We start from the raw sequence: 14,458 nt of genomic DNA, 5'->3' as shown, positions 1-14,458 counted from the left end.
GTTCATCGGCCCTTTCGCCGTTCGGGGGTGGATGGGGTGGCGCGCGCGGGTCGGGAGGGGGCGGGCCGGGCCGCCACGCGGCCGATGATCTCGTTCACCATCAGGCTGCTGGTGTGGAGCTGACGCGGGATCGGCTCGCTCTCGGCGGCACGGCGCAGGGCCCAGCGGTCGCGCTGGGCGGCGTACTGGTCCATGAGCAGGCGGACCAGCGCGGTGGCGGCGCCCTGGGCGGCCTCCGCGCTGTAGACGGGGGAGAAGGCGGATCCGAAGACGTCGACGGCCGGGGCGGTGCCGGCCGCGGGCGGTGGGGCGGGCGGTCCGGCCCCCTCGTGGTCGGGGCCCTGGGGATCCTCGTCTGTTCCCGGGGGTGGCTGCTGCGTGTCGCGCATGCTCTGACTCCCTCCGTGCGCCGGGCGTCGCTGTGAGTCCATGGTTGGGGCGCGGCGCCGCGGCCGGCGTCTTTCTGCGTGCGCAGCTGCGGCGGGGGCCGCGGCGGGGGCTCACGACGGGGCGCGCCGCCGTACGGGGCCCGGCGGTCGGCGGGGGGGTCGGGTGCGCGGCGTCTTCCGGAGTGCTCGATCGGTCGGGTGGTCGGGCCACTTGGCCACGTCTCCTTGCGGCCCGCGGGGAGGGTCACTTTGATGCCCTCATGACTGGGAGACCGTTCACCGCGGAGTCCGTGTCCGAAGGCCGCCCCGACGCGTGCGCCGACCGGGCCGGGGCCCCGCGCCGCGCGGTGGCGCGGAACGCCTGACCGGGGCGCCCGGCCCAGGTCGCGCCCGCGTCGCGCCCCGTCCGGCCCGGGCCGGCCCGGACGGGGTCACCCTTCCAGGAGGAACCCGATGCCGATCAGTTCCGCACGTCGCGCGGACCGTCCCGCTCCCTCGCGTCCTTCTCCCTCGCGTCCTTTTCCCTCCCGCCCGACGGGCACCCGTCCCGCTCCCTGTCGGCCGGCGGCACCGCGTCCGGCGGGCCGGGGCCATGTCCCGCGCTGAGCGGGGGGCTCGACGGGGAGCGGCGTCGGGGCGTCCGCGCCGGCCGGTGCTCCTCGCGCCGGGTCAGGCCGTCGGCCCGTTGGAGCGGCCGACGGGCGGCGCGCACGTGTGGTTGGCCGACGCCTCGCGCCCGCCGCGCGCGGACCACGCGCCGGCGCGGGTGCTGGACGCGCGGGAGCGCCGGCGGGCGGCCTCGCTGCACCGGTACGCCGACCGGCGGTGCTACATCGCCGCGCACGTGGCGCTGCGCGTGCTGCTCGGCGCGTACCTGGGGCTGGCGCCGGAGCGGGTGCGCCTGGTGCGCGAGCCGTGCCCGTGCTGCGGGGAACCGCACGGCCGGCCCGCGGTGGCGGGCGCCGGGCTGCACTTCTCCCTGTCGCACAGCGGAGACCTGGCTCTGTTGGCGTTCGCCGCCTCGCCGGTCGGGGTGGACGTGCAGGCCACGGGCAGTGGCGCGGAGGTCGCCGAGGAGGTGCGGGGGGTCCTGCACCCGCGCGAGGAGGCGGAGCTCGCGCGCTGTGACGCGGCCTCGCGGATGGACGCGTTCGCCCGGGCCTGGGTGCGCAAGGAGGCCTACCTCAAGGGGCTGGGCACCGGTCTGGCCCGTTCGACCGCGTTGGACTACCTCGGTACGGGTCCCGTTCCGGCGGCCGGGCCGACGGGTTGGCGGGTCGAGGACGTCATCGTCCCGGCGGGGTACGCGGCGGCGCTCGCGGTGCGGGAGCCGGCCGGCCCGGGGGCGGGCGGCCCCGGGGAGCGCGGCCCCGGGGCGGTGGCGGGGCGGGCGGGGGTCAGTAGCCCGTCCCGGCGGGCTGCGCGCGCCGGGAGCCCAGGTCGGACAGGGCGGTGAGCACCATCGGCGGGTGTTCGGCGAGGCGGCGCAGCAGGTGGGGCAGCCAGTCGGTGCCGTAGGCGGCGTGGATGCGGCAGGGGCGGCCCGCCTCGCGGTGGTGGCGCAGCAGTTCCGGCCGGACGCCGTGCAGCATCTCGATCTCGGTGTCCCGTCCGACGAGGCCGGCGCGGACCGCCTCGGCGAGCAGGTCGGGGTCCTGCGTGGCCAGGCTGAGGCGCACGCCCCGGTCGACGAGGCGGCGGGCGAGGTCGAGGTAGCGGTCGTCCAGGGCGGGGCCCCGTCCGAGCGCCACCTCGGGGGGCTCGCGGAACTCTCCCTTGACCAGGCGGATCATCCGGCCGGGTCGGGCCACGCGTCGGATGTCCTCCTCGGTGCGGTGCAGGTGGGCCTGGAGGGTGAGGCCCAGGTTGGCGTACCGGTCGGCGAGTTGGCGGTGGACGCCGAGGACGGCGTCGACGCTGGGTGAGCGGTCCATGCCGAGGACGACCTCGCCGCCCCGCTCCTCGGCGGCGGCGAGGATGCGGGCGGCGCGGCGTACGGCGCCGGCGCGGGAGGTGGCCAGGCCGAGTCGGAAGAGGTCGACGCCGAGGCGTTCGGGGGCGGGTTGCCGGCCGAGGAGGGCGAGGTACTCCTCGGCGGTCCTCTCGCCGTGCGCGGCGCCGGCGCCGGCCTCCCCGACGAACTCGGCGGTGACGGCGTACCCCTTGGCGCGCAGTACGGACAGGGCCTGGAGGAACTCCTCGCGGCCGGGTGCCAGCACGTAGCGCAGGGCGGCGGGGGCGAGGATCTCGCGCAGGGCCGAGCCCGGGTTGCCGGCCGCAGCGAGGCAGCGGGGGTCGGCGGCGAGCACGCGCAGGCCCTCGGCCGCCGCCTCGTACAGTGCGCGCTGGGAGAGCTCCTGCATCACGGCGGCACCTCGGCCTTCTCGTGTGTGACCCCGGGCGGACACGGTTCCGACCCTCAAGGCAATTCGTTGCCATAGCCTGGCAACATCTTGCCTCATACGTCATCGCGTTGGCAATGTCGACAACGTGAAACCGCCGCCCCCGGGGGCCTGTTCGGCTCCCCCGCGAACGGCGGTGGTGGACGGCGCTGCGGTGTCCGGGCCGCTCAGGCCCCCCGGGCCCCCGCCGATCCGGTGGCGGCGCGCGCCCGGACCAGGGATTCGGCGGTGAGGCGCCAGATGTCGGCCGCGAGGTCGACGCTGCCGGCCTCCTGCGCCCGCGCGGCGAGGTCCTGAAGCCCCGTCAGGCCCTCCTCCTCGGCCCCCTCCAGCATGAGCAGCCGGCAGCCGAGGACCTCCACGCGCACCCGGTCCCGGTAGGTCATGCGCGACTCGGCGCGGCCCAGTCGGTCCAGCAGGGCCCGGGCGTCCAGGACCCGGCCCTCCAGGAAGGCCAGTTCGGCGCCGAGGGCCATGAGTTCCTGTTCCAGGGCGGGCGTGCCGGCGAAGGGCAGCCCGCTCTGGGCGGCCTCGACGTACTGCTGGGCCACGTCCGGCTCCGGCGGGAACTTCTGCAGGTGCAGCCGGGCGGCGGCGACCCGCAGCCGCAGCCACAGGGTCAGGTTCTCCCGGCCGCTGTAGCCCTGGAGGGCGCTCTCCAGGAGGTCCTGCGCGGCGGTGAACTCCCCCTGGCGGACCCGGACCGCGGCGGCGGTCCACATCGCCTCGGCCCACTGGGCGTCGGACTGGCCCTCGACCAGGGCGGTCAGCTCGTCGGCGTGCGCGCGGGCCTCGGGCAGCCGGCCCGCCTCGGCCTCGACCGACACGAGGACCAGCAGGGCCGTCGCCATGTCCTGGCGGGACAGCCCGCCGTCCCGGGCGAGCCGGTGGGCGGTGGCGGAGGCCTCGATGGCCGCGGTGATCTCGCCCGAGGCGCGCATGCACCGGGCGAGCTGGGTCAGGCCGCGCGCGCGCAGCTCGGTGAGCCCGGTCTCGTCGCCGAGGCCGACGAGTTCGTCGAGGTAGGCGCGCTCCCGGTCCAGTTCGCCGCGGCGGCGCTTCCACTGGGCCAGCAACCACAGGCTCTGCCAGCGCAGCAGGGGATCCTGTTCCTGCGCGGACTTGAGGGCCTCGGCGAGCAGTTCGCCGGTCTCGTCGGAGTCGAGGGAGGCGGCGATGGTCAGGCTCTGGACCAGCGATCCGGCCCTGGACTCCTCGAATTCGGCCGGGCTGACGCCGAGCCGCTCGGCCAGGTAGGCCACGGCGCGCTCCGTCGGCTGCCGGGCCCCCGATTCCAGGCGGGACAGGTAGCCCGCCGACATTCCCTCCCCGGCCACGGCGGACTGCGCGAGGCCGCGCTCGGTCCGCAGTTGCCTGAGACGGCGCCCGAAGGCTGGCTGCTCCAACACGTGTTTGCCCTCAACGGTCTCGACGAACGGCTGGGATCGGCGTACCGGGGTGTTCAGAGTCTCACCATCTTGCCGCATCTGTGCCACAGGCTTCCACCCACATGTGCCAAAGGGTAGCGAAGCCCGTTGGATTCTGGCAAGGAATTCCCTCCGCCACTCCGCCTTCGAGCTGGCACGATCGGTCAGAACGGGCCTGCCTGGGTGGCGAGTTGACAGGCAGCATCCTTGGCAACTCATTGCCATGTCGGCTGCGGTTGTCCTACTTTTGCTTGACAGACCAGAGCCGGCGCCGCGGGACCGCCCGTCGCCGATGCCAACAGGAGGCGGCGTACATGACCCGCGACCGTTCCCAGGACATCGCCGTCACCGGCATGGCCGCCCGGTTGCCCGGCAGCGGCGACTTCCCCGTCCGCTGGCGGGCCCCGCACACGGCCGGCCCGCGCCACCGCCTGATGCTGGAGGCCGTGCGCCGGGCGCTGGGCGACACCGGCCCCGAGCCGTACGCGGAGGCCGCCTCCACGGGGGTGTACGCGGCGGGCGCCGTCGGCCCCGGGCACGCGGCCCGACGGATCGCCCACCGGCTCGGACTGACCGGCCCCGTGCGGGACTTCCCCGCCGCCCACGGCTCGGCGCTGGTCACCGTACGGGCCGCGGTCGAGGCGCTGCGGGCCGGGGAGTGCGACCTGTGCGTGGTCGTCGCGGGGCACGGCGCCGGCGGACGGGACGCCGGGCGGGGCCCGTCGGAATCGGGGGCCGCCTGCCTGGTGCTGCGCCGGCTGGACGAGCTGCCGGCCCGCGCCCCGCGCCCGTACGGGCTGATCCTCGACGCGGCCGTGGCCCCGGGCGCGGACCGCGCCGGCGGGCCGGGCGCGGACACCGTCGGGCTGGCCCCGCTGGTCGACGCCCTGTTGCTGATGCGCGGGCCGGGGGCCGGGCGACCGGCGCCCGCGCGGGTGGGGGACGCCCGCGCCCACGTCGTCCTGGCCCCCGCGCCCCGGCCGTCGCACCACCGGGTCGACGGCACGCCCTGGACGGCGGCCCGGCCGGTGGACCTCGCTCCGCTGCGCGCGGCGGCCCGTACCCGGGCCGAGGCCCGCGTACGGGAGCTGCCGCCGCAGGAGCCGGACGGGTGCGGGGTGCGCGCGTTCGTGGTCGGCGCCTGGTGCGAACTGCTGCGCCTTCAGGGCGGGCTCACCGACCACTCCGACTTCTTCGCGCGCGGTGGGGACTCCCTGCTCGTGACGCGGCTGGCCCGCCGGATCTCCCGCGAGTTCGGGGTGGAGGTGACGGCGCCCGAGCTGTCCCGCCGCAACCTCGGCGACCAGGTCGCGCTCGTACGGGCCCTGCGCGCCCGCCGTCCGGGACGGGTGGAGGGCGCCGCCTGACCCGGGCCGCCGCCGCGCCGCCGGCCGTGACGCGCCCCTGACGCCGGCTCACCTTGCCGGGGCCGCCCGACCGGGCCGCCCGACCGGGGTCGCCCGACCGGGGTCGCCCGCCCGCCCCGACATCCGGCACGCCCCGCCCGGCTCCACCCGCTCCACCCGCCCGGTCGCGCCCCGCCGCGTCCGGGCTCCGCCATGCCCGCCGCGCCCGCCGCGCACCCACCGCGCCCCCCGCCCGACGGCCCGCACGGTCCGCACGGCCCGCCCCGCACGGCCCACCCCGCCCGGTCGCGCCCGCCGCGTCCGGGCTTCGCCCGTGCCCCGCCGCGCCCACCGCGCCTGCCGCGGCCCCGCACGAACCGCACGGCGGCCCGCAGGCCCGCCCCCGACCGGCGCCGCGGTCCGCCCGGGCGGGCCACCCGGCGGGCCGCCCGACGAGCCGCCCGACGAGCCGCCCGAGGGTCCGTCCGCACCCCCCGTACGCCCCTTCACGCGCCCGCGCGCAAGGCCGCTCCACCGCCGGTGCACCAAGTTGCCAAAGTCTGGCAATTCATTGCCAACCTCTGCCGGCTCCACTAGGTTCCTGGCCGTCGCGAACTCCGCGACTCCCGCCGAGTCCGACTCATCGAGGAGACGCCATGCGTACCGTCCTTCGCGTTGCCCGCCTCACCGCCGCCGCCGTCGCCCACGGGCCCGACGACATCGGCTGGCCCTGATCGGTCGGCGCCCACGCCCCCCATGAGATGGCTGGAGCGCACGACCCCCCGCCCCGGCGCGGGATGGCGGCTGGTCTGTTTCCCCCACGAAGGGGGTTCGGCCCGCCTCTTCGACACGTGGGGCGAGGGCCTCACCGGCACCGAGGTGTACGCGGTGCGCTATCCGGGGCGCGGCCCCCGGTCGAACGAACCCTGCCCGACCGACGTGCACCGGCTGGCGGCCGAGATCGCCCGCGCCGTCGCGCCGCTGACGGACCGTCCGGTCGCCCTGTTCGGGCACAGCCTCGGCGCCTGGGTGGCCTTCGAGACCGCCCGGCGGCTCCAGCGGGCCGGCACGCCGGCGGGCCACCTGTTCGCCTCCGGAGCGCACGCCCCGCAGACCCGTACGGGACTCGGCGCGTGCCGGACCCAGCACGGACACGACGCCGTCGCCGCCGCCCTGGTGGAGATCGGCGGTCGTGACGGGGGCGGGCTCCTCGACCCGGCGCTGCGCCGGATGGTCATGCCGTACGTCACCGCGGACCACCGGATGCTGGACGGCTACGTGTACCGGCAGGGGCCGCCGCTCGACTGCCCGGTGACCACGGTGGTCGGGGTCGGCGATCCGCACGTCACCGCGCGGGACACCGCCTCCTGGGCCCTGTTGACCCGTCGCGGGCACCGGGGGTATACCGTGCCGGGCGGCCGCCTCTACCTCAACGCGCACCCTCCGCTGCGGCTGTTCGCGACCCTGTCCGCGCCGACGCCCGTGCCCGCCGGCGCCGGCGCGCCGTACCGCTCCTGAAGGGAACCACCATGCCCCACATCTCCCTGGACAACGACCTGCCCGGCATCAGCGGCCTGCTGACCCAGCGACCGGACACCGCCGGGCCGCTCGGCGCCCTGGCCAACGCGCTGCTGCGGGTGTCGACGCCGTCGCTCGGCTGCGGCGACCGGGAGCTGATCGCCGCGTACGTCTCCGAGCTCAACGGCACCCGTTTCTGCTCCGACTCGCACCGCGCCTTCGCCGCCGCCCAACTGCCCGGCGGCCAGGAGCTCGTCAAGGCCGTGCTCGCCGACCCCGACACGGCCCCCATAGGCGCCAGGATCCGCGCGCTGCTGCGCATCGCCGCCGAGGTGCGGGGACAGGTCGGCCCGGTGAGCGACGCGGCGGTGGAGGCGGCCCGCGCCGAGGGGGCGAACGACGCCGACATCCACGACACCGTGCTGATCGCGGCCGCGTTCTGCATGTTCAACCGGTACGTCGACGGCCTGGCGACCAAGCTCCCCGACAGCGAGGGCTACTACTGCGAGTCGGCCCGCAGGATCGTCAGTCGGGGCTATCTCGGTGATCGCTGAACCGGAACGGACCGCCGCGGGGGAACCGCCGGTCCCCTTCCTGGACCTGCGGGCGCCCTACGCGGAACTGCGTGACGGCCTCGACGCGGCCTGGGCCCGGGTGATGGGCTCGGGCCGCTTCGTCCTGGGGCCCGAGGTGGAGGCGTTCGAGGAGGAGTTCGCGGCCTGGTGCGGCGGCGCGCACTGCGTCTCGGTGGGCGACGGCGGCTCCGCGCTGGAACTGATCCTGCGCGGCCTGGGCATCGGGGCGGGCGACGAGGTGATCGTGCCCGCCCACACCTTCGTGGCGACCTGGCTCGCGGTTTCCGCCACCGGGGCCCGGCCGGTGCCGGTCGAGGTCGACGCGCACACCTTCACCCTGGACGCCGACCGGGTCGCGGACGCCGTCACGCCCCGGACCCGGGCGGTCCTGCCGGTGCACCTCTACGGGCATCCGGCCGACCTGCGGGCCCTGCGCGCCCTCGCGCGGCGGTACGGGCTGGCCGTGGTGGAGGACGCGGCGCAGGCGCCCGGCGCCCTGGCGTACGGGAGCCGCGTGGGCTCGGGTGACTCGACGGCGGCCTTCAGCCTCTACCCGGGCAAGAACCTGGGGGCGGTCGGGGACGCGGGGGCGGTGGTCACCTCGGACGGGGACCTGGCCCGCCGGATCCGGCTGCTGCGCAACTACGGCAGCGAGGTGAAGTACCGGCACGAGGTCCGGGGCACCAACTCCCGCCTGGACGAGCTCCAGGCGGCCGTCCTGCGCGTGAAGCTGACCGTCCTCGACGAGTGGAACGCGCGCCGGGCGGCGGTGGCGCGGCGGTACCTGGAGGCCTTCGAGGGGTTGTCCGGGGTGGAACCGCCCCGACCCGCGTCCTGGGCGGATCCGGTGTGGCACCTGTTCGTCGTGCGCTGCGCGCGGCGGGAGGAGGTGCGGCGGCTGCTGGCCGAGGCCGGGGTCGAGACGCTGATCCACTATCCGGTGCCGGTGCACCGCTCGGGCGCGTACGCCGACGCCGGCCTGCCGGTCGGCTCCTTCCCGCTGTCCGAGCGGCTGGCCGACGAGGTGCTGAGCCTGCCGATCGGGCCGCACCTTTCCGCGGGACAGGTCGACCGCGTCGTCACCGCGCTTGAGAAAGCCTTTACCCGGACGGGCTGACGGGGAGGCGTTTGCGCATCCTCGAAGATGTTCCGCTCACCACGCCACGGCCACCCTTGAGCAATCGAACCGCTGCCGGAGTGCAGAATCAAGGGAGTCCTGACGATGCCGCGTGAGAAAGCCCTGGTTTACCTGGTTCAGCAGAGCGTCTGGGATTCTCCTATGGAATCCATGCCGCTCGCCATGGGGTACATGAAATCCACGGCCCTGGCCGATGAGCGGATAGCCAGGGAAGCCGAGATAAAGATCCTGAACTACCGGGGCGGAAAGACCCTCTCCAGCATGGCGAACGAAATGTTCCGGGACGGTGTTCCGGACGTGCTGGCGTTCTCCGTGCTCGGTTGGAACTTCCGGACCTTCGGCTCCCTGGCGGAGACGTTCAAGCAGCTCAACCCCGACGGCTGGGTGGTGATGGGCGGCACGCACGTGGCGCACCAGGGCAGCCGGGTGTTCCGGATGTTCCCGGAAGTCGACATCGTGGTGAACGGCGAGGGCGAGTTCGTATTCCGGGACATCCTGTCCGCCCGGCTCGACGGGACCTCTCCGCGCGAACTCGGTTCGATCACCGGTCTGACCTATCAGAGTCCCGAGGGTCTTCCGGTGAAGAACGAGGACCGGGCGCGGATCGAGAACCTGGACGACATTCCGTCGCCCTTCCTGACCGGAGCCCTGGAGCTCACGGACGAGAAGGGCGATTTCCGCTATGACGTCGCCATCATGGAGACGAATCGCGGATGCCCCTACAAATGCGCCTTCTGCTACTGGGGCGGGGCGATCGGGCAGAAGGTCCGGGCGTTCTCCCGGGACCGGCTCCGCGAGGAACTGGAGCTGTTCGCCAAGCACCAGGTCCACACGATCGTGCTGTGCGACGCGAACTTCGGGCTGCTGCGCAGCGACGTCGACTTCATGGACGACCTGATCGAGCTGCGCGAGCAGTACGGCTTCCCGCGCGCGCTGGAGACCTCCTGGGCGAAGAACAAGTCCAAGTCGTTCTTCGAGATCGTCAGCAAGATGAAGAAGGCCGGCATGCGCAGCTCGTTCACACTGGCGTTGCAGACCCTCGACGACAACACGCTGAACCTCATGAACCGCAAGAACATGAAGGTCAACGCGTGGGAGGACCTCGCCGAGTGGCTGGGCAAGGAGGGGCTCGACCTGTACGCGGAGCTGATCTGGGGAGCCCCGGGCGAGACGGTGGAGTCCTTCATGGAGGGCTACGACAAGCTCTCGCGCCGGGTGTCGCGCATCGCCTGCTACCCGATGCTGATGCTGCCCAACACCGACTACACGGAACAGAAGTCCCGGTACGGGATCATCTCGGTGCGCGGTGACAACGACGACTTCGAGTACATGCTGGCGAACAACACCGTCACCTTCGCCCAGAACCAGCAGATGCAGCGGTTCCTGTACTGGGCGCGCGTGGTCGCCGAGATGTGCGTGCTGCGCTCGACGTGGGTGGGGCTGCGCGAGTTGGGCGGCATCACCCAGTCGGAGGCGCTGCGCAGCATCGGCTCCTACATCGAGGAGTCGGGCGACCCGGCGGCCGAGCCGCTGCGGGCCGCGATGGCGAGCGCGATCGGCGGTACGGGGGACATCGCCCAGGGCGTGACCCTCTTCTACACCGACGCGGACTCGCGCGAACTGCTGCTGCGCTGGTGGGCCTCGGAGATCCGGCCGAAGCTGCCCGCGGAGGTGGCCCCGGTGGTGGACGAGATCTTCCGCTTCGACCTGCTGACGCACCCCGTGTACCACGACCCGGACCTGCCGGTCCCGCCGGAGGACGCGCTGCCGGTGGTGTCCCTGCGGGGCGAGGGATACCACGTGCGCGAGGACGTGAAGCTGGAGTACGACGTGCCGGCGATCGTCGCGGCGCTGCGCGCGGACCGGGAGGCCGACCTGCGGCCGTCGCCGACGTCCCTGGACCTGTACTACCGGACGGGTTCGCACAACGCGGTGACCTCGACCAACCACGAGGTGATCATCCACTACATGGGGATGCCGAAGGAGGAGGCGCTCGCCAACGCCGCGGCCCTGGACACCCCCGCCGCCACGTCGGAGCTGGTGAGCGACCACGGCGGGTGCTCGTGAGCGCGCCCGACGCGGGGCCGGGGTCGCTGGACCCGGCGGCGTTCCGGGAGCGCTTCCCGGTGCTGCGCCGGCTCACGCACCTGTCGTCGTGCAGTCTGGGGGCGCCCTCGACGGACGTCGAGGAGTCGCTGCGCGCCGTGTTCGGGGCGATGTACCGCACCGCGTCCCCGTGGCCGGAGTGGGAGGTGGAGATCGACGACGCGCGCGCCCGCCTCGCGGGTCTGCTCGGGGCGAAGCCGGCCGACGTGGCGGTGGTGCCCCACGCCACGCAGGGCGCGTACCTGGCGGTGTGCACGGCGGACCTGGTCCGCCGGCCGCGGCTGGTGGTGTCGGCGGAGGACTTCCCCACGATCGCGCACGTGGCCCTGGCACAGCGCCGGTTGGGCGCCGAGGTGGTGTTCGTGCCGGCGGGCGAGCCGGAGGAGGTGGTGCGGGGGTACGCGGAGGCGATCGACGAGCGGACCTCGCTGGTGTTCCTGCCCTCGACGACGTTCCTGCGGGGGGTGCGGCTGCCGGTGGCGCGGATCGCGGCGCTGGCGCACGCGTCCGGCGCGCGGGTCTTCGTCGACGCCTACCAGTCGGTGGGGGTGGAGCCGGTGGACGTGGCCGCGTGGGACGTGGACTACCTGGTGACCGGCTCCCAGAAGTACATGCTGGGGGTGCCCGGGTTGGCGTTCCTGTACGTGCGCCCGGGGCTGGCCGACGAGCGGGAGCCGTTGCTGACCGGGTGGTTCGGTCGGGTCGACCCGGACGCCTTCGACCCGTACACACTCGACTTCGCGGACGGGGCGCGGCGGCTGGAGACCGGCAACCACGCGGTGCCCGCCGCGTACGCGGCCGCGGCGGCGCTGCGGCTGCTGGAGCGGGCGGATCCGGCCCGCGTGCGGCGGCACGTGGCGGGGTTGACGGCGCGGGCCGCCGCCCTGCTGACGGAGGCGGGCGAGACGCTGGCGGGTCCCTCGGACCCGCGGGACCGGGGCGCGCACCTGGCGTTGTGCGATCCGGATCCGCAGGCGTTGTCCGCGTGGCTGGTGTCGCGGGAGGTGCGGATCGCCCCGCGCGGGGCCTTCGCGCGGATCTCGTTCCACCACTTCAACAACGAGGACGACGTGGACCTGGTGTGCGCGCAGATCCGCGCGTACCGCGAGCGCGGCGGACGCTGAGCACGGCGGGCTTCGGCCGCCGGGTGGGAGGAAGGCGGAACGCGAAGGGGGCGGGCCGGCGGTCGAACCGCCGGCCCGCCCCCTTCGCGTGTGGCCTCAGGCCGCGGCGGCGTCGGTCCGCGCGGTGTCGGCCGGGGCGCGCCGGCCCCGGATGAGGTCGGCGGCCTTCTCGGCGATGGCGATGGTGGGCGCGTTGGTGTTGCCGCGGACCACGTTCGGCATGACGGAGGCGTCGACCACGCGCAGTCCCTCGATGCCGAGGACCTTGAGCTCGGCGTCGACGACGGAGCCGATGGCGCAGGTGGAGGTGGGGTGGAAGATGGAGTGCGTGACCCGCAGGGCGTAGGCGCGCAGGTCGGCGTCGGAGGCCGAGGCGGGCGGCAGGTACGGGGTGGCGGTGTAGGGGCGCAGGGCCTTCTGGTCGGCGATGTCGAGGGCGATGCGCAGGGCGGCCACGGCCGTGTCGAGGTCGGCCTCGTCGGCGAAGTAGTTGTGCTGGATCCGCGGCTTGGCGGTGGGGTCCTCGGAGGCGAGGCCGACCGATCCGCGGCTGCGCGGGGTCAGCAGGGAGGGCCCGAAGGTGAAGGCGTGGGCGGTGGGTACGCCGAGGCCGCCGTCGGTGAACATGACGGGGGCGGCGAGGTATTCGACGTCGGGGGCGTCGAGGGAGGCGTCGGTGCGGACGAAGCCGCCGACCTCGGGGCCGTTGGAGGTGAGCGGTCCGCGGCCTTCGGCGAGGAAGCGCTGGAAGTTCTCGGGGGTGCCGGCGGCGAGCATGCTGATCGGGTGCTCGTGCGGGTAGACCAGCGGGATCAGGACGTGGTCCTGGAGGTTCTGGCCGACCAGCGGCTGGTCGAGGACGACCGGGATGCCGAGGGCGCCGAGCAGGGCGGCGGGGCCGATGCCGGAGAGCTGGAGCAGCTGCGGGGAGTTGTAGGTGCCCGCGGAGAGGACGACCTCGCGTTCGGCGCGCAGGGTGATCAGTTCGTCGAGGCGGTGGCCGACGACGCCGGTGGCGCGGCCGTCCTCGATGACGACCCGGTGCACCTGGAGGTTGGTCTCGACGGTGAGGTTGGGGCGGTCGAGGACCGGGTGGAGGAAGGCGGTCGCGGTGCTGGCGCGGCGGCCGTCGCGCTGGTTGAGCTGGAAGGCGCCGAAGCCCTCCTGGGAGGCTCCGTTGAAGTCGTCGTTGGCCGTGTACCCGGCCTCGACGGCCGCCTCGACGAAGGCGGTGGACATGGGGTTCTCCGCGCGGCCGTCGGAGACGGCGAGGGGTCCGCCGGTGGCGTGGTAGGCGTCGGCGCCGCGCTCGTTGTCCTCGGAGCGCTTGAAGTAGGGGAGCAGTTCCGCGTAGCTCCAGCCGGGCTGGTCCCAGGCGTCGTAGTCGGCGCGGTTGCCCCGGATGTAGATCTGGGTGTTGATGGAGCTGGTGCCGCCGAGCACGCGGCCGCGCGGGAGGTAGAGGCGGCGGCGGTTCAGGTGCGGTTCGTCATGCGTGTCGTAGTCCCAGTCGAGCCGGGTGCGGAACAGCTTCGCGAAGGCCGCGGGCACGTGGATCTGTTCGGCCGAGTCCACCGGGCCGGCTTCCACGAGGCACACCTGGATCTGCGGGTCCTCGCTGAGCCGGGCCGCGAGCACCGCGCCTGCCGAGCCGCCGCCGACGATGACGTAGTCGTACATGAACCCCTCCTCGGACGTTTGGCTCAAGAATCGCGCAGCGGGCTCGGGGCGGCTTCTCCTGGAGTGCCCAAACGGGTTGGTGTGAAAGGGAGTTGGCGGGTACGGCAGAGCGCAATCGCGAAGACGTGCGGCGCCCCGGCGGGTGTGACGATGTGGCGTGGGGTTCGCCCGGAACCGACCCGCATACGACAAGGAGATCCAGCATGAGCGAGACCGCCACGTCCTGGGGCAACGCAGCCGAGCTTCTCGCCGCCGCCGGTGTGGAGGAGGACGTCGACTACTACCGCTCGTTCACGTCCCCCGACGAGAAGGCGGTGCTGTCGGTGGCCCTGCGGGTGCAGGCCGCCTGGGCGGCGAACGACGGCGACGTCTTCGCGGACTGCTTCTCCGAGAACGGCAGTCTGCTGATGCAGGACGACCAGCTGACGAGCCGCGAGGAGATCCGCTCCTACATGACGCAGGGGTTCGGCGGCATCTACAAGGGCGCCCACGTGACCGGCTACCCGCTGTCGCTGAAGTTCCTGTCCGACGGCGTGGCGCTGGCCGTCACCGAGGGCGGGATCGTCCTGGACGGGGAGACCGAGGTCGCCCCGCAGCGCCGGATCCGGGCCACCTGGGTCATCGTCCGTGAGGGCGAGGGCGACCTGCGGCTGTTCTCGCACCAGAGCAGCCCGATCAACGGCTGAGCACGACCGCGCCCGCGACCGGGGTCCGGCGACGCGAAGGGCCCCGTACGGTCGGTCCGGTGGACCG

General features: G+C 74.3%; 12 protein-coding genes. 8 read left to right on the top strand and 4 right to left on the bottom strand.

Annotated elements, in window-relative coordinates:
- Positions 1–2: 2 nt before the first annotated feature.
- Complete coding sequence (locus tag ACZ6ZI_RS32020; RefSeq protein WP_469526721.1) at positions 3–389, bottom strand: hypothetical protein; 387 nt, start codon at positions 387–389, stop codon at positions 3–5.
- A 652-nt stretch (positions 390–1,041) separates the two neighbouring features.
- Here ACZ6ZI_RS32020 and ACZ6ZI_RS32015 point away from each other — a divergent pair.
- On the top strand, positions 1,042–1,845 hold the full coding sequence (locus ACZ6ZI_RS32015) for a 4'-phosphopantetheinyl transferase family protein (RefSeq protein ID WP_469526719.1): 804 nt from the start codon (positions 1,042–1,044) through the stop codon (positions 1,843–1,845).
- Here ACZ6ZI_RS32015 and ACZ6ZI_RS32010 read toward each other — a convergent pair.
- Together ACZ6ZI_RS32010 and ACZ6ZI_RS32005 are read right to left on the bottom strand one after the other, a co-directional pair.
- On the bottom strand, positions 1,787–2,752 hold the full coding sequence (locus ACZ6ZI_RS32010; RefSeq protein ID WP_469526716.1) for a proline dehydrogenase family protein: 966 nt from the start codon (positions 2,750–2,752) through the stop codon (positions 1,787–1,789). The genes ACZ6ZI_RS32015 and ACZ6ZI_RS32010 overlap by 59 nt on opposite strands.
- A gap of 206 nt (positions 2,753–2,958) precedes the next feature.
- Entirely contained in the window at positions 2,959–4,200 is a 1,242-nt protein-coding gene (locus ACZ6ZI_RS32005) for a helix-turn-helix domain-containing protein (protein WP_469526713.1), read from the bottom strand.
- A gap of 332 nt (positions 4,201–4,532) precedes the next feature.
- On the opposite strand from ACZ6ZI_RS32005, the gene ACZ6ZI_RS32000 reads away from it, so the two are divergent.
- The 6 genes from ACZ6ZI_RS32000 to ACZ6ZI_RS31975 all read left to right on the top strand — a co-directional run bounded on the left by ACZ6ZI_RS32000 (position 4,533) and on the right by ACZ6ZI_RS31975 (position 12,025).
- Complete coding sequence (locus ACZ6ZI_RS32000) at positions 4,533–5,585, top strand: acyl carrier protein (RefSeq protein WP_469526711.1); 1,053 nt, start codon at positions 4,533–4,535, stop codon at positions 5,583–5,585.
- Between the two features lie 735 nt (positions 5,586–6,320).
- Complete coding sequence (locus ACZ6ZI_RS31995; protein WP_469526708.1) at positions 6,321–7,082, top strand: thioesterase II family protein; 762 nt, start codon at positions 6,321–6,323, stop codon at positions 7,080–7,082.
- Between the two features lie 11 nt (positions 7,083–7,093).
- Positions 7,094–7,636, top strand: a complete 543-nt coding sequence (locus tag ACZ6ZI_RS31990) for a carboxymuconolactone decarboxylase family protein (RefSeq protein WP_363056351.1) — start codon at positions 7,094–7,096, stop codon at positions 7,634–7,636.
- Positions 7,626–8,774, top strand: a complete 1,149-nt coding sequence (locus ACZ6ZI_RS31985) for a DegT/DnrJ/EryC1/StrS family aminotransferase (protein WP_469526705.1) — start codon at positions 7,626–7,628, stop codon at positions 8,772–8,774. Before ACZ6ZI_RS31990 ends, ACZ6ZI_RS31985 begins: the two co-directional genes overlap by 11 nt.
- 162 nt (positions 8,775–8,936) lie before the next feature.
- Entirely contained in the window at positions 8,937–10,862 is a 1,926-nt protein-coding gene (locus ACZ6ZI_RS31980; protein ID WP_469526703.1) for a KedN5 family methylcobalamin-dependent radical SAM C-methyltransferase, read from the top strand.
- The gene (locus tag ACZ6ZI_RS31975; protein ID WP_469526700.1) at positions 10,859–12,025 is read left to right on the top strand and encodes an aminotransferase class V-fold PLP-dependent enzyme; all 1,167 of its coding nucleotides are present in this window, start codon (positions 10,859–10,861) and stop codon (positions 12,023–12,025) included. The genes ACZ6ZI_RS31980 and ACZ6ZI_RS31975 overlap by 4 nt, the downstream gene beginning before the upstream one ends.
- A gap of 96 nt (positions 12,026–12,121) precedes the next feature.
- On the opposite strand, the gene ACZ6ZI_RS31970 is transcribed toward ACZ6ZI_RS31975, so the two are convergent.
- On the bottom strand, positions 12,122–13,705 hold the full coding sequence (locus tag ACZ6ZI_RS31970) for a GMC family oxidoreductase (RefSeq protein ID WP_469526697.1): 1,584 nt from the start codon (positions 13,703–13,705) through the stop codon (positions 12,122–12,124).
- A 203-nt stretch (positions 13,706–13,908) separates the two neighbouring features.
- Here ACZ6ZI_RS31970 and ACZ6ZI_RS31965 point away from each other — a divergent pair, with 203 nt between their 5' ends.
- The gene (locus ACZ6ZI_RS31965; RefSeq protein ID WP_469526695.1) at positions 13,909–14,391 is read left to right on the top strand and encodes an SgcJ/EcaC family oxidoreductase; all 483 of its coding nucleotides are present in this window, start codon (positions 13,909–13,911) and stop codon (positions 14,389–14,391) included.
- Positions 14,392–14,458 lie beyond the last annotated feature (67 nt).

The sequence above is a fragment of the Streptomyces sp. NPDC103540 genome (assembly GCF_055584445.1).
The sequence above is the reverse complement of the archived record's forward strand: the minus strand, read 5'-3'. Positions and strand labels throughout refer to the sequence as shown.